Here is a 19,689-nt window from a genome sequence, read left to right as displayed (position 1 = left end):
AGCAGGCTGGTGAGTTTGCGCGAGCCGACGAGATTCGCGATGAGCTGGCGGCTCAGGGCATTGTACTCAAGGATGCTCGTCATAAGACGACGTGGCACGTGAGGCGTTGAGCCTCACGGCTCCGGCCAAGCTTGAAACGGCGAACAGAATGGCCGCGAGGCTGACGATGGTGGGCCCCGTCGGGGTATCGAACCAGTAGGCCGCCTTCAGTCCGCCAGTAGCGGCGGTGACACCGATTGCCGCAGCGAGCAGTGCCATAGTTTCCGGTGTACGGCTAAGGGGCCGCGCCGCGGCGGCGGGAATGATCAGCAGGGCGGCGATCAGCAGCACGCCCACGACCTTGAGCGCTACCGCAACGACCACGGCGAGGGACAAGGTCAGGATCAGTCGTTCGCGCTTCGGGTCGATATCGCTGGCATAGGCAAGGTCCGTATTGAGCGTGGCGGTCAGCAGGCGCGACCAGCGCCATCCCATCAGTCCCATGACGAGGACGGCGCCTCCCCAGATGACGGCGAGATCGACCTTGCCGACGGCGAGAATGTCGCCGAACAGGTACGCCATCAGGTCGATGCGCACGCCGGACAAGAAGGAGACCGCGACCAATCCGAAAGCGAGCGCCGAGTGAGCCATGACACCCAGCAGCGTATCCATGGCATAGCCCTTGCCGCTCAGCAGGGAAACGATCATGGCCATGAGTAGCGAGACGACCAACACGCCGGCAAAGATCGAGGTGGACAGCACCAGGGAAAGCGCCACACCGAGAATGGCGGCATGTGCGGTGGCATCGCCAAAGAACGCCATACGCCGCCACACGACGAAGCAGCCGAGCGGTGCGGCAGCCAGAGCGACGCCGACCCCAGCCAGGGTGGCACGAACCAGGAAGTCATCGAGGATCATGAGGAAAGCTCCGACGGGGCATTGGAACGGCGATGATCATGGTGGTACAGGGCGAAGGCATCCTGGCTTGCGTGACCGAACATGGCTCGATATTCCGGGGAGGCGGCAACTCGAGCGGGTGTTCCCGCGCAGCAGACCGAGCGATTCAGGCAAACGACGCGGTCCGAGGCCCGCATCACCACGTGCAGCTCGTGGCTGATCATCAGCACGCCACAACCCAAGTCGTGACGCACCCGCTCGAGTTGGCGATAGAAATCGGCAGTACCGCGGTGATCGAGCCCCTGGGTGGCCTCATCGAGAAGCAACAGATCGGGGGACTCCAGCAAGGCGCGAGCCAGCAGAGCACGCTGAAACTGACCGCCCGACAGTGCACTGATCTGACAGTTGGCTTGGTCGGTGACACCCGCTCGCTCAAGCGCTTGGCCAATCTCATGAGAAGAGCGTCTGCGAGGCAGACTCATCAATCTTGCTACCGTCATCGGCAATGTGGCATCGAGATGTAGGCGCTGGGGAACATAGCCGATAGTCAGCCCCGGGGCCTTGTCGATATGGCCGCGAGTCGGTGCCAGCGAGCCGATGATGCTCCTCAGCAGTGTCGTTTTTCCCGAGCCGTTGGGGCCTACGATGGTGACGATCTCGCCCTGCTCGAGGGTCAGGTGGATGTCTTCCAGCACGCGATGGCCGCCGAGGGCGACATCCAGGTTTTCGATCGACAGCAATCTCATGACATTTACCGGATAAATAGGAAAGTGGGGCCGATGAGGTGTCTGTAGCGTTGTATAAATGTTATGTTATAACATAACATTCTACCGTTCAATTTCCGCTTATCGCAATATGGAGGTGTTCATGACGTTCCGTTTCAGCAAATATCTGGTGGCGCTAGTGATGTCGCCTGCGGCCGCCGCTGCTGCCGTGCCATCCGTTGCGGTGGATATCCCGCCGGTCTACTCGCTGGTCGATCGCGTGATGGGAGAACTGGGATCGCCTGACCTGCTGATCCAGCAGGGTGCCTCGCCCCACCACTATTCCATGCGCCCTTCGGAAGCCGGTGCGCTCGATCGTGCTGATGCGGTGTTCTGGATCAGTGAAGATCTGACCCCCTGGCTGACGCATTCGATAGAAACCTTGGGTGATAATGCTGTCAGTGTGCAGTTGATGGAGGTGCCCGGCACACGACAACTCGAATACCGTCAGGGGGCGACATTCGAGCAACACAATCATGGTCATGACGACCACGACCACGGTGCCGCCAACGGTCATGACCATGTCGACGAGGGCATGAATCCCCATGGTTGGCTCGATCCGGTGAACGCCCAGACCTGGCTCGGCGCCATTGCCGAATCGTTAGCGAAGCTCGATCCGCAGCATGCGGCCCGCTATCGGGAAAATGCGCGTCTCGGCAAGGCCGATCTCGAGGCGTTGACCGACACCTTGGAAACACAGCTGGCTGAGGCGCGCGATACCCGCTTCATCGTTTTCCACGATGCCTACCAGTATTTCGAGAACCGCTTTGGCATCTCGGCAGCCGGTGCGATCTCTTTGGGCGATGCGCGCAAACCCAGCCCCGCGCGAATCGAGGAGCTACGCAATCTGGTCGATGAGTTGAACATCGATTGTGTGTTCAGTGAACCTCAGTTCAACCCGGCGCTGATGGAGAGCGTCTTCGGCGATACAGGCGTCGATACATCCATCGTAGTCGATCCGCTGGGAACGGACCTGCCGCTTGGAGACGAACTCTATCCGCAACTGCTGCGCCAGCTGGCCGACGGGGTGGTTCGCTGCGGAGCGGCTTCATGAGGATAGGGACCAAGGCCAAGACCCGTACTGGCTTCCCTGGGGTTATGGCAATCGCCCAGTGACCGAGAAGAAACAAACATTACCTTGGGCGGCACAGCGGTGATCGTCAACGATATGAGCGAAGTCAACATTGACGCGTCGCTGATACGCGGCGCCTCTGCCGGCGAGAGCGCACCGACGGTTGAGGGCGAGATCGCCCTCAACCGTTCCGAGGAACGTCTCGTCGAGATGAGCAATGGCTGCATCTGCTGCACTCTGCGCGAGGATCTGTTGGTTGAGGTGCGACACTGCACACCCTGATGACAGATCACTGGCTGACGCATAGGTTCCGCCTGAATAGCGTCATCTGTCTGGTGGATGCGGTAAACGGATTCTCGACGCTGCGACGTACCGGGAGTCGCAGCGGCAGGTCGCTGCCGCCGATCGCTTGTTGATCACCAAGGTTGACTTGGTTGATGACGAGGACTCTCAAACCTTGCGAACCACCTGGCCAAGATCAACCCAGCGGCCGAGCAGCTTCAAGTGAATCATGGGCAGCGGGAGGTCTACCTGCTGACTGATGCCGGACTCCAGCAGAGATATCCCGGCCCGATCCCAAGGCTCATTGGCTAAAAGCCGACGCTTATTTCACTCGGGCACGCTGCCACATGAGACAATCTTCTTGAAAGATGTTAGCTGCACCGCAAGGTTGGGAAACAGCATGCCGAGCATGCAGGCCTGAGACAGGAAAAAACGGAAAACGTCTTTTTCCATAGCCTATCATGTTCATCGACACGCCCCATTGGCCTTGATGGGCCAGAGGCTTTACGGTTTGTCTGAAAGGTGTCTGCGCGTGTTCATATCCGGCTGCGCTCGGCTACTTTTCAGATACGCCCCAGGCTCAACCGGACAGGAGAATGACATGAGCGAGACGCGCATCGAACGCGATAGCATGGGGGAACTGGAAGTCCCCGCGAGCGCCTTGTACGGCGCCCAGACTCAGCGGGCCATCAACAACTTTCCGGTCAGCGGCCAGCCGCTACCGGGTGAGTTCATACAGGCGGTGGCGCGCATCAAGCGTGCCGCGGCCGAGGTTAACCGTGAGCTGGGCCTGCTGGACGAAGGTTATGCCAAGGCGATCATCGATGCGGCTCAACAGCTGATCGACGGCGAGCATGCCGATCAGTTCCCCATCGATATCTTTCAGACCGGCTCCGGGACGTCGACCAACATGAACGTCAACGAGGTCATCGCGCATCTGGCCTCGCGTGGCGGGGAGAAAGTCGGCCCCAACGATCACGTCAACATGGGCCAATCCAGTAACGACGTGATTCCCACCGCTATTCATTTGGCCGCTGCGGTGGAAGTCAATCAACAGCTGTTGCCGGCTCTGCGTCATCTTCAGCAGGCCATCGAGCAGAAGGCCGCCGAGGTGGACGATGTGGTCAAGACCGGCCGCACCCACTTGATGGATGCCATGCCGATCCGCATGAGCCAGGAACTTGGCGGCTGGGCCAGCCAGGTCGCTCAGGCCATCGAGCGTTTCGAAAGCGGCCAGACACGCCTGACCCGGTTGGCGCAGGGCGGCACGGCGGTGGGCACCGGAATCAACGCCCATCCCGAGTTCGCCGTCCGCATGGCCCAGGCACTCAGCGAGCAGACCGGCCTCGATTTCCAGCCCAACGATAGCTTCTTCGCCAGTCTGGCTTCGCAGGATGCCGCGGTAGAGTTATCGGGACATCTGCGCACTTTCGCCTGCGCGGTGATGAAGATCAGCAACGACTTGCGCTGGATGAACTCCGGCCCGCTTGCCGGCTTGGGTGAGATCGAGCTAGAAGCGTTGCAGCCGGGCAGTTCCATCATGCCGGGCAAGGTCAATCCGGTGATACCCGAGTCGGCGACCCAGGCGGCGGCGCAGGTGATGGGGCTGGATACGGCGGTCACGGTGGCCGGGCAGAGTGGTAACTTTCAGCTCAACGTCATGCTGCCGCTGGTGGCGAGCAATGTGCTGACGTCGATTCGCCTGATGAGCAATGTCAGTCGCCTGTTGGCGGACCGCGCCATCACCACCTTTACGGTACGTCGCGATAATATCGGTTCACCGTTGGCCAAGAACCCTATTCTGGTCACCGCGCTGAACTCGGTCATCGGCTATAACGCGGCGGCGGCCATTGCCAAGAAGGCCTACCAGGCGGGACGTCCCATTCTGGATGTCGCCGAGGAGGAAACCGACCTGAGTCGAGACGAGCTGCAGCGCCTGCTCGACCCCGCTCAGCTGACCCAGGGCGGAATTCCTGAATAAGCTCTGTATCTCCGTTAAACCAAAACAACAGCGCCCCGCATTACCGGGGCGCTGCTGCTAGGTACTAACAAACACTTGATATACCAGGGGCTATCCGCCTTTACGCGGGCGATTCAGGCTGCTCGGTTGTGAGCGTGCTTCGGCGATGGTTTCGGTGGCGTCGAGGCGCTCTTCCCGGTCTGCCTCGATGACGGTATTTTCATCGGCGCGTGACGGGCGATAGCACAGCGAGATATAGATGGGAAAGTGGTCGGAGCCGAAGTTCTCCAGACGGCGCATCCCCGCCAGTGTGAAATGGTCGCTGACAAAGATGTGATCCAGCGGCCAGCGCAGCCAGCGGTGGTTGGCGTGAAACGTATTGAACAGGCCACGTCCACGGCGCGGGTCGAGCATACCGCTGATACGGCAGAATAGCTTGGTGGTTCGCGACCAGGCGACATCGTTGAGATCTCCCGCAACCAGAGTCGGCACGTAGGCTTGATGAATGGCCTTGCCGACCAGTAACAGTTCGGCATCGCGCCACAACGACTCATCGCTTTCCGAAGGCGCTGGCGGGCGCGGATGTACGGCATAGAAGCGCACCCGTTGGCCGTTTCTGAGACGCACCCAGGTATGTATCGAGGGAATGTCTTCCTGAATCAGCCACTTTATCTCGGTTTCCTCCAGCGGCAGGCGAGAGTAGAGGTGCATGCCGTACAGGTTATCCAGAGGGATGCGCACGGCATAAGGCCAGCCATCTGACAGCGCTTCATCGAGGCGCTCTTCCCACCATTTATCCGACTCCAATGTCAGGATCATGTCGGGGTCCTGGCGCAGGATCTGATCGGTCAGTCCCTTGGCGTTGCGGTTGGGCGTCAGCACGTTGGAGACCAGCAACGAGAAGCAGCGTTCCGGAGGGTCATCGCTCGCGTCCACGACCTGGCGGGGCCAGGCCCAAGTCCAGGCCATGATGCGCCAGCCCTGGAGTACGAAAGCCAGCAGGCTGAATGCCAACCCCCAAGCGCCGATGGGGGACAATGGCCGGGTCAGCAGCAGTGCAGCTGCGGTGATAAGGGCGAGCACGGCGATTTGCATACGCGGAAAATCGAAGCCGCGCACCCACCAGTGGCGAATTCGCAACTGGGGAATCAGCGTTGCAATCAGTTGCAGGCCCGCAAATCCAGCGAGTCCCATTTGCAGCATGTTCTGGCTCCCATGGCCTGACGGAGTATGCCGAGCGAGTATCGAGACAGTTTACCTGCTCGGTCGTTGCGGCATCTTCATCATAACGGGACATGGATCAACCGCAACAGAAGCATGCGCCGGGAGCTCCTTTAGGCCACGCACAAGGTCAACCGATTGGCCAGGTAAGCGCTCAGGCGCTCACGTTGCGCAGGCGTGAAACGCAAGCCGAGCTTGGTGCGCCGCCAGAGAATGTCATCTTCATGTTGGGCCCATTCGTGATTCATCAGGTAATCCACTTCCGCGCGGGTGAGGCCGGCGCCGAACTCCTCGCCCAGATCCTCGACATGTCGGGCGCCGTCGAGAAAATGCCGGCACAAGCTGCCGTAGCTCGAGGCGAAGCGCTGGGCCCGATATTCGCCGAGGAAGGGGTAATCCCGAAGCAGTTGGAACGTAAAGGCCTCGCGAGACTCGATGTCGCCGCCCGGTAGCTTGGCATCGTGGGTCCAGGGGTTGCCCATGTTGGGAAAGAAGGGCGCGAGCTGCGCCATGGCCGCCTCGGCCAGCTTGCGGAAGGTGGTGATCTTGCCGCCGAAGATGGACAGCAAAGGGGCGCCGAGATCGTCCAGTTCCAACGTGTAGTCACGTGTCATCGCCGAGGGTAGCGTCGATTCGTCGTCGCACAGCGGTCGTACCCCGGAGTAGCTGGTGACGATATCGTCGCGGCTGAGCGGCTCGCGGAAGTGAGCGTTGATCACATCGAGCAGGTAGTCGATCTCCTCGTCGCTGATCTTGATCTGCGACGAGGGATCGCCGGTGTAGCTGACGTCGGTGGTCCCGATCAGGCTATAGTCGCGCTGATAGGGCAGCACGAAGACAATGCGGTTGTCCTTGTTCTGCAGGATGTAGGCGCGGTCGTCGCCATTGATGCGCTTGGTGATGATGTGGCTGCCCTTGATCATGTTGATGCCGTAGCGCGACTTGCGCTCCGTCCTGCCGCGGATGAATGACGCCACCCAGGGACCTGTGGCGTTGACCAGCGCCCGTGCCCGACGGGTGAAAGTCTCGCCGGTCAGGGTGTTCTCCAAGGTGATCCTCCAGACGCCATTTTCCTCGGCCGCGGCGGTGCAGCGCGTGCGCACCATGATCTCGGCACCGGCGTTCCGGGCTTGCAGAGCGTTTAGAACGACGAGTCGCGCGTCGTCTACCCAGCAGTCAGAGTATTCGAAGCCCTTCTTGATCGCTGGTTGCAGCGGACTGGCATTATCGAACCGGAGCCCCTTGGCACCGGGCAGACTGTCGCGGCGGCTGAGGTGGTCGTAGAGAAACAGCCCGGCGCGCAGCATCCAGGTCGGGCGCAGATGGGGGCGGTGCGGCAGAATAAAGCGCAATGGCCAGACGATGTGGGGCGCCTTCTCGAGCAGTACCTCGCGCTCGTGGAGCGCCTCGCGTACCAGGCGGAACTCGTAATGCTCAAGGTAGCGAAGCCCGCCGTGAATCAGCTTGCTGCTGGCCGAGGAAGTTGCGCTGGCTAGATCCGACTGCTCGCATAGCATCACCGACAGACCGCGACCGGCGGCATCGTTGGCGATGCCGGTGCCGTTGATTCCTCCACCGATGACGAAAAGGTCGAGTATGGCAGGAATTTGTGACGAGTGGGGCTGATGGGAAGACATGCGCCTCTCCGCTCAATTAATTGCCTGGTTGGCGTGAATGCGAGGGGTTTTCGTAAGTGAAAATAATGCATGTTCGAGCGAACATCAAGAGTTGCCTAATGACACCCAGCGCCTCTCGATCGAGACGCAGGGCGTGCCGGAGAGGGAGCGGCTCAATCCTGGTGGGCGATATGCAGGGCGATGCCGTAGGTGCTGAGCAGCTCCTTGATCGGCTCGGGTGGCTCCCGGTCGGTGAACAGGGCATCGAGCTGACTGAGATTGCCCTGGCGGACCACGGCGTTACGCGAGAACTTGGAGTGGTCGGCGGTGAGGAAGACGGTGCGGGAGTTCTCGATGATCGCCTGCGCCACGCGTACTTCCTGATAGTCGAACTCGAGCAGTGAGCCGTCCAGATCGATGCCGCTGATACCGATGATGCCGTAGTCGACCTTGAACTGTCTGATGAAATCGATCGTTGCCTCGCCGATGATGCCGCCGTCGCGGGAACGCACCATGCCGCCGGTGATGATGACATTGAAGTCTTCCTTGTGCTGGAGAATGGTGGCGACGTTGAGGTTGTTGGTGATGACTTCGAGACCGCGGTGCTCCAGCAGCGCTTCGGCAACCAGCTCGGTGCTGGTACCGATGTTGATGAACAGCGAGCTATGGTCGGGAATGTGAGTGGCGAGCTGTGTCGCGATGCGCCTCTTCGCCTCGAAGTTGAGCGTCTTGCGCGTCGTGTAGGAGGCGTTGACCGTGCTCGACTCCACCAGGCCGGCGCCACCGTGGACGCGGCGGACCAGGTTGCCGTCGGCCAGCTGGTTCAGGTCCCGTCGAATGGTCTGGGGCGTGACGTTGAAATGCTTCGTCAACTGCTCGATGGAGGCATAACCCTGACGCTTGATCAGATCGATGATGGCGGTATGACGATGGTGCTGAGGCATGTGCGTTTTCCTGGCGTTCTGTCCTGCAGTGGTCGAGGCCGGCGCCATATTATGGGGTGGCACGCCAAGCCGTTGGACCATGGTCTAAGGCGCTAAATGCGCTTTTCATTTGTAATGCCAAGGCGAGGCGAATAAGTTTTTCATGTTCGAAATCGAAAAATCATCAACTGCAAAAAGCTAAAGCGAACATCTCGAGCGCCATAGCGCAACTGACCACGCCGAGCGAGGTAGCGAACATGCCATCTTACATTCTGGTCATCGATCGACCCACTATCCCTTCATGTCGTCTTGCGCAGAGGAGGTACATCCAAGCGCTCCCCCATCCATGCACGGAAGGAGAGGGGCAATGAGCAGGCAATTCGTCGGTGAGCTGATTTCCGAAGCGGTGGCCACCTTCATTATCATCGCTTTCGGCGATTCGGTCGCCTGCATGTATGTGCTCTACGATCCCAGCCCTTACCTGAACGCCTACTGGGGCGTGTGCATGGCCTGGGGGTTGAGCGTCACGCTCGCCATCTACGTCACGGGCTCGGTATCCGGTACCCACGCCAATCCGGCAGTCACGCTTGCCTTGGCGACGTTCCGTGACTTTCCATGGAAGAAGGTGGTGCCTTACTGGGTGGCTCAGGTCGTCGGTGCCTTCGTCGGCGCCATGATCGTCTATACCCTGTTCTCGCCCGTCATCGATCATTTCAACCAGACCCACGGCCTCACGCGTGCGGATGGGGGCGCCGCCGGTGTGTTCTTTACCCATCCTGGTCTCGCCATCACGCCAATGCATGCGTTGCTGGATGAGATCATCCTGACGGCGCTGTTGCTGTTCGGCATCTTCGCCATTACCGAGCAGTACAACGAGACGGCGCCCATGGCCAACTCCGGCGCGCTGATGATCGGTCTGCTGGTGGCGATCATCGGGGCTTCGATGGGCTACCTGGAGGCGTGGGCGATCAATCCGGCGCGTGACTTCGGGCCGAGGCTGTTCGCTTACTTCGCCGGTTGGGGCAGCTCCGCGCTGCCTGCGCCGGGCAATTACTGGTGGATACCGGTCGTCGGACCGCTAATTGGCGGCGTTATCGGTGGCGGCGCCTATCGACTGCTGATCTACCCCTTCCTGCCGGCGCGTATGCGTGCGTTGGAGGAAGCGAGCCAGAAGACTGTGGGAGTGGCCCAGGCGAATGGCACCAGCGGCGCGCTTGCCGGTGACACGGTCAAGTAGTCCCGCGCTACCGTTGCCTTTCATTGGGCGAGCCGACCTGAGCCGATAGTGACATCGGTGCGTATGTTCCGGCGTCCGTTCGCGACACAACGCTCGGTTGAGGCCGGAGCCGCTGAACCTCTTGAATTAAGGAAGATCCTGATGGAAAAGAAATACATCCTGGCCATCGACCAAGGCACCACAAGCTCACGAGCGATCCTGTTCGATCGCACCGGGAGCATCGTCGGTACGGCACAGCGCGAGTTCTCGCAGATATTTCCGCATCCGGGCTGGGTCGAGCACAATCCCCGCGAGATTCTGACCAGCGTCTTGGTAACCGCCACGGAGGTAATGAACAACGCCCAGGTCGATGCCACCGAAATCGCCGGCATCGGCATTACCAACCAGCGCGAGACGGTGGTGGTCTGGGAGAAGGCGACGGGACGCCCGATCCATAATGCTATCGTCTGGCAGTCGCGCCAGACCAAGGATATCTGCGACCAGCTCAAGCAGGACGGTTTCGAGTCGATGGTGCGCGAAAAAACCGGGCTCTTGATCGACCCCTATTTCGCCGGGACCAAGGTGAAGTGGATCCTCGACCACGTCGAAGGCGCTCGCGAGCGTGCCCAGCGGGGCGAACTGCTGTTCGGCACCATCGATACTTGGCTGATCTGGAACCTGACAGGCAACAAGGTGCATGTGACCGACTATACCAACGCCTCGCGCACGTTGATGTTCGACATTCACGCCCTGCAATGGGACAGCGAACTGCTGAAGATGCTCGATGTGCCTCGCGCCATGCTGCCCGAGGTTCGCCACTCCAGCGAAATCTACGGCAAGACTCTGCCGCATCACTTCTTCGGCAGTGAGGTACCGATCGCCGGTGTCGCAGGTGATCAGCAGGCGGCGCTCTTCGGTCAGGCATGCTTCGAGCCGGGCATGGTCAAGAATACCTACGGAACCGGCTGCTTTATGCTGATGAACACCGGCGAAAAGGCGGTGAGTTCGAGCAACGGGCTGTTGACCACCATCGCGTGCGGACGGGATGGCAAGGTGGAGTATGCCCTGGAAGGCAGCATCTTCGTTTCCGGCTCGGTGGTTCAATGGCTGCGCGACGGTTTGCGCATGTTCGGCAAGGCCAGCGACTCGGAGGCCTACGCTGAACGGGCGGGCTCCAACGAGGGGGTCTATATGGTGCCGGCCTTCGTCGGGCTGGGGGCGCCTTACTGGCGCAGCGACGTGCGCGGGGCGGTGTTCGGGCTGTCCCGCGGCACCACCAAGGAGCATTTTATACGTGCCGCAATAGAATCGATGGCCTATCAGACCCGTGACGTACTGGCGGCGATGGAGGCGGATGCGGGCCTCAAGCTGAAGGAGCTGCGTGCCGACGGTGGGGCGATAGCCAACGATTTCATGGCGCAGTTTCAGAGCGATATCCTGAACGTACCCGTTTGTCGGCCCAGGGTGGCCGAAACCACAGCGCTGGGAGCGGCCTATCTGGCGGGGCTGGCGACTGGCTTCTGGTCGAGCTGCGAGGAGATCGCCCAGCAGTGGGCCACGGACAGGCGCTTTGAACCGGCGATGGCCGAGGATACCCGCGAAGCGCTCTATGCCGGCTGGTGTCAGGCCGTGCAGGCGACGATGGGTTTCACGGTCAGGTAAGAGTCCGGCGGGACAGGCGGGTCGCCGGGCCCGCCTTAGTTGCTGCAGGACCGGCAATTGCTTGAATCGAGAGAATTTTTTCTGGGGCTTGCATTTATGCGGGCGATGGGTAGAATACGCATCCGTTGTCGCGGCCAAGCCGCATGCCTGCAGGACCGTAGCTCAGTTGGTTAGAGCGCCACGTTGACATCGTGGAGGTCAGCGGTTCAAATCCGCTCGGTCCTACCAAATCAGGCTGGCATCGTGCAGGACCATAGCTCAGTTGGTTAGAGCGCCACGTTGACATCGTGGAGGTCAGCGGTTCAAATCCGCTTGGTCCTACCAAATTCCGACACCCCGAAGCGTTTGCTTCGGGGTGTTTTCGTTTGTGCCCGGCTCGATGCCGATGGCTTGATCGAGGCTCAGGCGTGGCCGAGATCGCTGGCCTGCACGAAGACTTCCATCAGGCGTTCGATGCCTGCCTGATCCTCTGCGCTAAAGCGTGCCGGTCGCGGGCTGTCGAGGTCTAGCACTCCCCACAGCGTGCCATCGACCATCAGCGGGATCACCAGCTCCGAACGTGAGGCGACGTCGCAGGCGATGTGTCCCGGAAACGCTTGGACATCATCGATGCGTTGAGTTGTGCCGGTACGCGCGGCCGTGCCACATACTCCCTTGGTAAAGGGAATGGGGTTGCAGGCGGGCAGGCCCTGAAAAGGTCCCAGGATCAGCATCTCGGGCTGACGCTGTAGATAGAATCCCGCCCAGTTGAGTTCCGCTATTTCTGTCTTGAGAAAGGCGCAGGTCTGGGCGGCATTGGTGAGCCAGTCGCGGGTGTCGAGCAGGGTTTCGAGCTGGCGGGCCAGTAGGGGGTAATCGCTCATAGGTATCCTTGGGAATGAAAAGTGCGCTCAAACGCCATGGAATTAAACGACAGCGGGCCGACTCATCGAGCCGGCCCGTCTGATTGCCGCTGATGCGGGGCCCGTTATCGGCAGGCCATGCCATGCGGCCGTCGGGTCGCTTATTCCCAACCGGGCACTGCAGAGCCTTTGAACAGCTCTTCGGCTTTGTCGACGACAGCCTGGCTGTGGTAGGCCTCGACTAGCTGCTGAATGGCCTCGCGATCCTGATCGCCTTCACGCACCACGATCAGATTGACATAGGGCGACTCGGGGCCCTCCTTGATCAGCGCGTCATCCTGCAGATTGAGACCGGCCGGTTGAGCGAAGGTATTGTTGATGAAGGCCAGGTCGACATCCTGCAGCACACGCGGCAGTTGAGCGGCCTCGATCTCACGGAAGGTGAAATCATGCGGGTTCTCGGCGATATCGATGGGCGTCGCTTCGAGGTCGGTCGGATCCTCAAGAGTGATCAAGCCCTCATTGTGCATCAGGATCAATGAACGGGCTTCGTTGGACGGATCGTTGGGCAGGGCGATGGTGGCTCCATCCGGCAACTCCTCGATGCTCGTATACGTGTTGGAGTAGGCGCCGATCGGATACACGAACGTCTTGCCGGCGATGGCAAAATCGTAACCGCGGTCTTCGACCATACTGTTCAGATACGGCTCGTGCTGAAAGGCGTTGGCATCCAGACTGCCATCGGCCAGTGCGGCGTTGGGCGAAACGTAATCGGTGAACTCGACGATCTCGACATCCAGGCCGTACTCATCCTGAGCGATCTGCTTGGCGACCTGCATTACGTCGGTCTCGGGCCCGGCGACGGTGCCGACCTTGATGCTGCTGGTGTCCGCCTCGTCGCTACCTCCGCAACCTGCGATCAGGCCGGCACTCAATAGCGTAGCGGCACCCAGCAGACGGGCGGGGCGGAAGAATCCTGCCAGCGTGTGATTCATGTATTCTTTCTCCTTGTTGACTCGGCGAATATCGAGAGATACCGCTGCCTGCAGCCTCGTAGGCTGCAGGCATGCGCTGTGGCGCAATTTTGAATTAAAAGCTATAAAAACTCTATCGCTTATGATCAATTTGCAGGTTATTTGTGGTCGGCCTTGCGCACCAGGCGATCTCCCAGGCTCTGAAAGCCCTGCACCATGACCACCAGAATCGCCACGGTAACCAGCATGACCATCGGGTCGAAGCGGTTATAGCCGTAACGGATACCCAGATCCCCTAGTCCGCCGCCGCCCACCGCGCCGGCCATGGCCGAATAGCTGACCAGGGTAACGGCGGTAATCGTCATGCCGTTGATGATGCCACCCTTGGCTTCGGGCAATAAAACCTTGGTGATGATCTGCAAGGGGCTGGCGCCCATGGCTTGTGCCGCCTCGACGAGACCGGGCGGCACTTCGTTGAGTGCCCCTTCTACCAGGCGGGCCACGAAGGGAATCGCGGCAATGGTCAGGGGCACCACGGCGGCGTTGGTGCCGATGGACGTTCCGGCGATCATCCGCGTGAAGGGAATGATCGCCACCATGAGGATGATGAAGGGAATCGAGCGGCCGATATTGGTAATCGCGCCGAGGGTACGGTTGGCCACGGGGTGAGCAAGCACCTGGCGGGGGCGTGTAACGTAAAGCAGCACGCCTAGCGGGATACCTACCAATGCTGCGATGAGTCCCGAAATGGCGACCATGTAGAGCGTGTCGAGCGTGGCTCGCCATACCAGTTCAAGCATTGCGTTGGACATGACCCAGTACCTCAACTTGCAGATCGTGAGTTTCGAGATAGGCCAGAGCTTGTGCCGTTCTGTCTGGCGGGCCGATCAGCTCGGCAATCATCAGGCCCAGGGTGCGATCCTGGATCGACTCGACCTTGGCCTGCAGAACGCTGACATCGATATGGCAATCGCGCGCCAGGCGTGAAATCAGTGGCGTCGAGACGGCATCGCCGGAAAACGCCAGGCGCACCACCGGATGGGTATTCTGCCCGGCCTGCGCTTCGAGCCGTTCGATCAGCGCCTGCGGAGGCTCGAGCTCGAGGAAGGCATTGAGAAAGTCGCGGCCCAGCTGGGTGCGGGGCGCGGTGAAGAAATCGCCCACCGCCGCCTCTTCCACCAGCCTGCCATCGGAAATCAGCCCCACGTGATGGCAGATGCTTTTCACAACTTCCATCTCATGCGTGATCAGCAGGATGGTCAGGCCCAGTTTACGGTTGATGTCCTGCAGCAGCTCGAGAATGGAGGCGGTGGTCTGCGGATCGAGTGCAGAGGTGGCTTCATCGCATAGCAGGACCTTGGGCCGGCTGGCCAGAGCGCGGGCGATCGCCACGCGCTGCTTCTGCCCACCTGAAAGTTCGGCCGGGTATTTATCGACCTTGTCGGTGAGCCCGGTGAGGTCGAGCAACGGCATGACCCGCTCGCGAATGTCGCGCCGCGGGATGCCCATCAGTTCCAGCGGCAGGGCGACATTGGCATAGACAGTGCGTGACGAGAGCAGGTTGAAGTGCTGGAAGATCATGCCGATCTGATGGCGTGCTTGGCGCAGCTGTTGCTGATCGAGCGCGGTCAGCTCCTGCCCATCGACGGCGACACTGCCTTGCGTCGGGCATTCCAACAGGTTTACGCAGCGGATGAGGGTGGACTTGCCGGCGCCGGACAGGCCGATCACCCCATAAATGCTGCCTTGCGTGACATGCAGATTGACGTCCTGAAGGGCATGGATCGCCTTCGGGCCCGTACCGTATGTCTTGGAGACGTTTTCGAGTCTTATCATGGCTCTACATGTGCAGGAACAAAACGCCACAGTATAACGCGTTCAGCGGGCGAATGTGGGCATCCGCCACGCAGTCGCAGGTCTTGCTACGCTTGAAGGCGAAGAGACCGTACCCACTCACCGACAAGGAAACAGGTGAACATGAGCCAACTGAACATAGCGCTGGCCACGGTAGGCGCTACGGTGTTGATGGTGGGATTGCTCAATCGTCCGCTCAATCGATCATGGCTTTCGGTTCCGCTGTTGGCCTTTGTGATCGGCGTGGCGATCGGGCCGCAGGCGCTGGGCTGGCTAAAGCCGGAACAGTGGGGCAATCAGGAGCATATACTCGAGCAGGCCACGCGCTTGACGCTGGGCATCAGTCTGATGGCGATCGCCTTGCGTTTGCCGGCACGCTACCCCCTGACGAACTGGCGCCCGCTATTGATCCTGCTGCTGATCGGCATGCCGGCCATGTGCCTGATCAGTTCGGCATTGGCCGGCTGGCTGTTGGGACTGCCGGTTCTGGTCGCGCTGCTGGTAGGTAGCTGCATCTGCCCAACCGACCCGGTGGTCGCGTCATCGGTCGTCACCGGCGAGGTCGCCAAGCAAAACCTTCCGGGCGACTACCGGCACATGCTATCGACCGAGTCGGGGGCCAATGATGGACTGGCCTATCCCTTGGTGCTGTTGCCCATCCTGTTGCTGACCAAACCGGAAGCCGCAGTATGGACAGAGTGGTTGACCAAAGTGCTGTTCTGGGAAGTCGGCGGTAGCATTCTGATCGGCGTGCTGATCGGGCTAGGCGTAGGGAAGGCGCTGCGCTGGGCGGAGCGTCACGACATGATCAGCCAGCCGTCCTTCCTTTCCCTGACGATTGCTCTGACTCTATTGACGCTGGGAGCGGGCAAGCTGCTGGGGACCGATAGCATACTGGCGGTCTTTGCCGCCGGTGTGGCATTCGATCAGCGGGTTGGCGGTAAGGAGCGCAGTGAGGCCGAGAACATCCAGGAAACCGTCAATCAGTTCTTTACCGTGCCGATCTTCATCCTGTTTGGTCTGATGGCACCTTGGGGGGCCTGGTGGGAACTGGGCTGGGGCGGTGTCCTGCTGGTCCTTGGCGTGCTGGGGCTACGGCGACTGCCGGTGATTCTGGCCCTGCGTCCCTGGCTTGCGCCGTGGCGTGAATGGCACATTGCGCTATTGGCAGGCTGGTTCGGGCCGATTGGTGTTTCAGCGCTGTTCTACAGCATGCTGGTGGCGAACAAGACCGGCAATCATATGGCTTGGGAAGCGGGCAGTCTGGTGGTGTTCGCCTCGCTTGTAGCGCATGGCATCAGTGCGTCGCCACTCGCCAAGGCGTATGGGCGGGCGAGTGATTGATACCTCGACCAGGCGACCATAAAAAAGGCCACCCATGTGGGTGGCCATCAACGCTGGACACACCTTTTTAGCTGTCTATCCAACCGTAAAGAGCGGCTGGAACGCCCGCAATCCAGGTGCAAATCGGCGTTTAATCGTTGCTTGAATTCTAGGTCCGCTTCTGCCCCGAGTCAATCCGGCAGGTCGGAACGCATGGAGCCTGGGGTTTTTTTGGTGGATAGTTTTATGGGTTGATGCTTTCTTAGGCGTTTTTGCGGCAATGTGGTTGAGGCGTGGCGCATGGTAGTATTTCGTTTTATGCCACGTTTTCGGTTGTGGGCGTGGCCTGCGGATCGGCAGCGTTCCAAGGAGAAAGCATGTTCACGGGCATCGTACAAGGCACCGGCACGCTGGTGGCAGTGGAGGAAAAGGAGCAGTTTCGCACGCATGTCGTGGAGCTACCGCCTGAGTTGGTGGAAGGCTTGGCTCTGGGGGCTTCCGTGGCGCATAACGGCTGTTGTCTGACGGTCACGGCCATCGATGGATGTCATGTCAGTTTCGACCTGATGCGCGAGACGTTGCGTCTGACCAATCTCGGCACTCTATCCATGGGGGACCGCGTCAATATCGAGCGGGCGGCCCGTTTCGGTGATGAGATTGGTGGCCATGCCATGTCGGGTCATATCATCTGCCAGGCCGAACTGACACAGGTTGAGGAGGCACCCAATAATCGCCGGCTGTGGTTCTCGGTGGCGCCGGAATATACCCGGTTCCTGTTTGAAAAAGGCTATATCGGCATTGATGGCATCAGTCTGACCCTCGGAACGGTGGAGGGGGTGAGGTTCTGCGTCAATCTGATTCCCGAAACGCTGGCGCGAACCACGCTAGGAGATCGCGTCCCCGGCGACTACGTCAATATCGAGATAGATCCGCAGACCCAGGCGATTGTCGAAACCGTGGAGCGTGTCCTGGCATCACGTGTTGCCGAGACGCAGCCATGAAAACGCTCATGCCCGCCGTGGCAGGTTCGGTCATGCTGACGAACACCGCTCGATTCTGCGCGTGGCTTTGGGTACCATGTGCGGCTTTTCGCTGTCCTGCGACGGCTCGTGCCGTTATTGCCGATGGAGCCCCATAGATGAGCATTTATGGCGACTATATTAAGTCCGTTATAAGAACTGTCCCCGATTGGCCGCAGCCGGGGGTGAATTTTCGTGATATCACTCCGGTATTGCAGAACAGCGCAGCGTTTCGCAAGCTCATCGACAGTTTCGTCCATCGCTATCAGGAGATGGAGCTGGACGCCGTCGCCGCCATCGATGCACGAGGTTTCATCATCGGCGCGCCGCTAGCCTACGAGCTGGGCTGCAGCTTCGTGCCGGTGCGCAAGAAGGGCAAGCTGCCGTTCAAGACGTTGAGTGAGACATATACGCTAGAATACGGTGAAGCCTCGGTGGAGCTGCATTCAGACGCTTTCCGCAGCGGTGATCGCATCCTGGTAATGGACGATCTGATCGCCACCGGTGGCACCATGCTGGCCGCGGCCAAGCTGATTCAGCGCAGCGGTGGCAAGGTGGTCGAGACCGCGGCGATCATAGATCTGCCCGAACTGGGCGGCTCGAAGAAGATTCGCGATGCCGGTCACAACGTTTTCGCCGTGTGTACGTTTACCGAAGACGAATGATCCCGAGGGTGTCGGCGCAGCTCGGCACCTGATTCCTCCTCCTAGCGTGATCGATCCCATGACTGCCAACCGCTACCATCAGCATTTCACCGTTTCCTGGGACCAGTTGCACCGCGACGTGCGGATGCTGTGTCATCAACTCGTCGAGCGTGACTTCAAAGGCATCATCGCCATTACCCGCGGCGGGTTGATCCCTGCGGCGCTGATCGCGCGCGAACTCAATGTTCGGCTGATCGATACGGTGTGTATCAAGAGCTACGAGCGCATGGATCAAGGCGGGCTCAATGTCATGAAAGGGGTCGATCATGACGGCGAGGGCTGGTTGCTGGTGGATGATCTGGTGGATACCGGCAAGACGGCCCGCGCGGTTCGCGAGATGCTGCCCAAGGCCCATTTCGTGACGATCTATGCCAAGCCGGAAGGCCGGCCGCTGGTCGATCAGTGCCTCACCGAAGTGGCCCAGGACTGCTGGATCCAGTTCCCCTGGGACATGGGCATTGCCTATGTCGAGCCGCTGGTCGATCAGATCCGGTCGCGCCAGGAATAATGACAGCGGACCGTGCGATGCAGCATGGCGTTACCGAGGAGCGATAAGGCATGAACGAGGTACTGCCGGAGAGCTGGAGCCAACATCTGGGGCAAGAGTTCGAGTTGCCCTATATGCAGGCGCTGCGTGATTTCCTGGCGCGCGAGAAAGCCGCACGCAAGGTGATCTATCCGCACTCATCGCATTGGTTTCGCGCCTTTGAGCTGACCCCGCTGGAGCGAGTCAAGGTGGTCATCCTGGGGCAGGATCCGTATCACGGTCCCCATCAGGCGCATGGCTTGTGTTTTTCCGTGCGCCCCGGCATACCCGTGCCGCCCTCGCTGCAGAATATCTACAAGGAGCTGGCCGTGGATGTGGCGTTTCGTCCGGTGGCGCATGGGTTTCTGGAGGCGTGGGCGCGTCAGGGCGTGCTGCTGCTCAACAGCGTATTGACGGTAGAGCAGGGCCGGGCGGGGTCTCACCGCGGGCAGGGCTGGGAGCAGTTTACCGACCGTGCGATAGACGTCATCAACACCCAGTGTGACGGCGTGGTATTTCTGCTGTGGGGCAGCTATGCGCAGAAGAAAGCGGCCTTTGTCGACCGCAGCAAGCATCGGGTTCTGCATGCGCCACATCCGTCACCCTTGTCGGCACATCGCGGCTTTTTTGGTCAGCGGCATTTTTCGCAGACCAATGAGTTTCTGCTGGCACGCGGCCAGTCCGCCATCGATTGGCAACTGCCCGAGGTGGTCGTGGAAACATGAGCGGGCCTGAAGTCTAATCCTGCCCAACCCTTCACTCTCAATGAAATCCGCAGTGAAATCCGGGTTAACCCCGGCGCACTGGCGCGCTAGAATTGGCCGCAACTTCGGATCAGGCGTCTTGCGGCTATTG

The 19,689-nt window shown here is 60.2% G+C and carries 18 protein-coding genes, 2 tRNA genes and 1 pseudogene; 12 read left to right on the top strand and 9 right to left on the bottom strand.

What is annotated here, in order from left to right; all coding sequences use genetic code 11:
- Positions 1-66: 66 nt before the first annotated feature.
- Positions 67-897, bottom strand: a complete 831-nt coding sequence (locus ACW4DH_RS01050; RefSeq protein ID WP_459634495.1) for a metal ABC transporter permease — start codon at positions 895-897, stop codon at positions 67-69.
- Positions 894-1,622, bottom strand: coding sequence for an ATP-binding cassette domain-containing protein (locus ACW4DH_RS01045; RefSeq protein WP_459634494.1), 729 nt, complete (start codon positions 1,620-1,622; stop codon positions 894-896). Before ACW4DH_RS01045 ends, ACW4DH_RS01050 begins: the two co-directional genes overlap by 4 nt.
- A 121-nt stretch (positions 1,623-1,743) precedes the next feature.
- Here ACW4DH_RS01045 and ACW4DH_RS01040 point away from each other — a divergent pair, with 121 nt between their 5' ends.
- The 3 genes and pseudogenes from ACW4DH_RS01040 (at position 1,744) to ACW4DH_RS01030 (ending at position 4,975) form a co-directional block, all read left to right on the top strand.
- Positions 1,744-2,694 (top strand): zinc ABC transporter substrate-binding protein, encoded by a 951-nt coding sequence (locus ACW4DH_RS01040; protein ID WP_459634493.1) that lies wholly within the window; start codon positions 1,744-1,746, stop codon positions 2,692-2,694.
- A gap of 96 nt (positions 2,695-2,790) precedes the next feature.
- Positions 2,791-2,976: pseudogene (locus tag ACW4DH_RS01035) on the top strand (GTP-binding protein); the annotation flags it as partial.
- A gap of 619 nt (positions 2,977-3,595) precedes the next feature.
- Positions 3,596-4,975 carry a class II fumarate hydratase gene (locus ACW4DH_RS01030; protein WP_459634492.1) on the top strand — a complete coding sequence of 460 codons (1,380 nt, stop codon included), beginning with the start codon at positions 3,596-3,598 and terminating at the stop codon, positions 4,973-4,975.
- 90 nt (positions 4,976-5,065) lie between these two features.
- On the opposite strand, the gene ACW4DH_RS01025 is transcribed toward ACW4DH_RS01030, so the two are convergent.
- The 3 genes from ACW4DH_RS01025 to ACW4DH_RS01015 form a co-directional block, all read right to left on the bottom strand.
- Positions 5,066-6,157: an endonuclease/exonuclease/phosphatase family protein gene (locus ACW4DH_RS01025; RefSeq protein ID WP_459634491.1), complete on the bottom strand. Its 1,092-nt coding sequence runs from the start codon at positions 6,155-6,157 to the stop codon at positions 5,066-5,068.
- A gap of 131 nt (positions 6,158-6,288) precedes the next feature.
- Entirely contained in the window at positions 6,289-7,812 is a 1,524-nt protein-coding gene (glpD, locus tag ACW4DH_RS01020) for a glycerol-3-phosphate dehydrogenase (RefSeq protein ID WP_459634490.1), read from the bottom strand.
- 152 nt (positions 7,813-7,964) lie between these two features.
- Complete coding sequence (locus ACW4DH_RS01015; protein WP_459634489.1) at positions 7,965-8,735, bottom strand: DeoR/GlpR family transcriptional regulator; 771 nt, start codon at positions 8,733-8,735, stop codon at positions 7,965-7,967.
- Positions 8,736-9,081: 346 nt separating this feature from the next.
- Between ACW4DH_RS01015 and ACW4DH_RS01010 the strand changes: the two genes are divergently transcribed.
- The 4 genes from ACW4DH_RS01010 to ACW4DH_RS00995 all read left to right on the top strand — a co-directional run bounded on the left by ACW4DH_RS01010 (position 9,082) and on the right by ACW4DH_RS00995 (position 11,916).
- On the top strand, positions 9,082-9,951 hold the full coding sequence (locus ACW4DH_RS01010) for an MIP/aquaporin family protein (RefSeq protein WP_459634488.1): 870 nt from the start codon (positions 9,082-9,084) through the stop codon (positions 9,949-9,951).
- Positions 9,952-10,092: 141 nt separating this feature from the next.
- A complete protein-coding gene (glpK, locus tag ACW4DH_RS01005) occupies positions 10,093-11,592 on the top strand; it encodes a glycerol kinase GlpK (protein WP_459634487.1) in 1,500 nt (499 codons plus the stop codon).
- 151 nt (positions 11,593-11,743) lie between these two features.
- Positions 11,744-11,820: transfer RNA gene (locus ACW4DH_RS01000), tRNA-Val, on the top strand.
- Between the two features lie 19 nt (positions 11,821-11,839).
- Positions 11,840-11,916: transfer RNA gene (locus tag ACW4DH_RS00995), tRNA-Val, on the top strand.
- A gap of 77 nt (positions 11,917-11,993) precedes the next feature.
- On the opposite strand, the gene ACW4DH_RS00990 is transcribed toward ACW4DH_RS00995, so the two are convergent.
- From ACW4DH_RS00990 to ACW4DH_RS00975, 4 genes are all read right to left on the bottom strand, one after another.
- Positions 11,994-12,455: a GAF domain-containing protein gene (locus tag ACW4DH_RS00990; protein WP_459634486.1), complete on the bottom strand. Its 462-nt coding sequence runs from the start codon at positions 12,453-12,455 to the stop codon at positions 11,994-11,996.
- Positions 12,456-12,595: 140 nt separating this feature from the next.
- Positions 12,596-13,429, bottom strand: a complete 834-nt coding sequence (locus tag ACW4DH_RS00985; RefSeq protein ID WP_459634485.1) for a MetQ/NlpA family ABC transporter substrate-binding protein — start codon at positions 13,427-13,429, stop codon at positions 12,596-12,598.
- A gap of 137 nt (positions 13,430-13,566) precedes the next feature.
- Positions 13,567-14,220, bottom strand: coding sequence for a methionine ABC transporter permease (locus tag ACW4DH_RS00980; protein ID WP_459634484.1), 654 nt, complete (start codon positions 14,218-14,220; stop codon positions 13,567-13,569).
- Positions 14,201-15,244 carry a methionine ABC transporter ATP-binding protein gene (locus ACW4DH_RS00975; protein WP_459634483.1) on the bottom strand — a complete coding sequence of 348 codons (1,044 nt, stop codon included), beginning with the start codon at positions 15,242-15,244 and terminating at the stop codon, positions 14,201-14,203. Before ACW4DH_RS00975 ends, ACW4DH_RS00980 begins: the two co-directional genes overlap by 20 nt.
- A gap of 141 nt (positions 15,245-15,385) precedes the next feature.
- Here ACW4DH_RS00975 and ACW4DH_RS00970 point away from each other — a divergent pair, with 141 nt between their 5' ends.
- The 5 genes from ACW4DH_RS00970 to ung all read left to right on the top strand — a co-directional run bounded on the left by ACW4DH_RS00970 (position 15,386) and on the right by ung (position 19,559).
- The gene (locus ACW4DH_RS00970) at positions 15,386-16,606 is read left to right on the top strand and encodes a cation:proton antiporter domain-containing protein (RefSeq protein WP_459634482.1); all 1,221 of its coding nucleotides are present in this window, start codon (positions 15,386-15,388) and stop codon (positions 16,604-16,606) included.
- Between the two features lie 356 nt (positions 16,607-16,962).
- Positions 16,963-17,586, top strand: a complete 624-nt coding sequence (locus ACW4DH_RS00965; RefSeq protein ID WP_459634481.1) for a riboflavin synthase subunit alpha — start codon at positions 16,963-16,965, stop codon at positions 17,584-17,586.
- A 137-nt stretch (positions 17,587-17,723) separates the two neighbouring features.
- A complete protein-coding gene (locus ACW4DH_RS00960; RefSeq protein WP_459634480.1) occupies positions 17,724-18,269 on the top strand; it encodes an adenine phosphoribosyltransferase in 546 nt (181 codons plus the stop codon).
- Positions 18,270-18,327: 58 nt separating this feature from the next.
- Complete coding sequence (gpt, locus tag ACW4DH_RS00955) at positions 18,328-18,816, top strand: xanthine phosphoribosyltransferase (RefSeq protein ID WP_459634479.1); 489 nt, start codon at positions 18,328-18,330, stop codon at positions 18,814-18,816.
- 50 nt (positions 18,817-18,866) lie between these two features.
- Positions 18,867-19,559 carry a uracil-DNA glycosylase gene (gene ung, locus ACW4DH_RS00950; RefSeq protein WP_459634478.1) on the top strand — a complete coding sequence of 231 codons (693 nt, stop codon included), beginning with the start codon at positions 18,867-18,869 and terminating at the stop codon, positions 19,557-19,559.
- Positions 19,560-19,689: the final 130 nt, after the last annotated feature.

Source organism: Halomonas sp. WWR20 (assembly GCF_054602495.1).
This window is presented reverse-complemented; position numbering and strand designations above follow the sequence as displayed.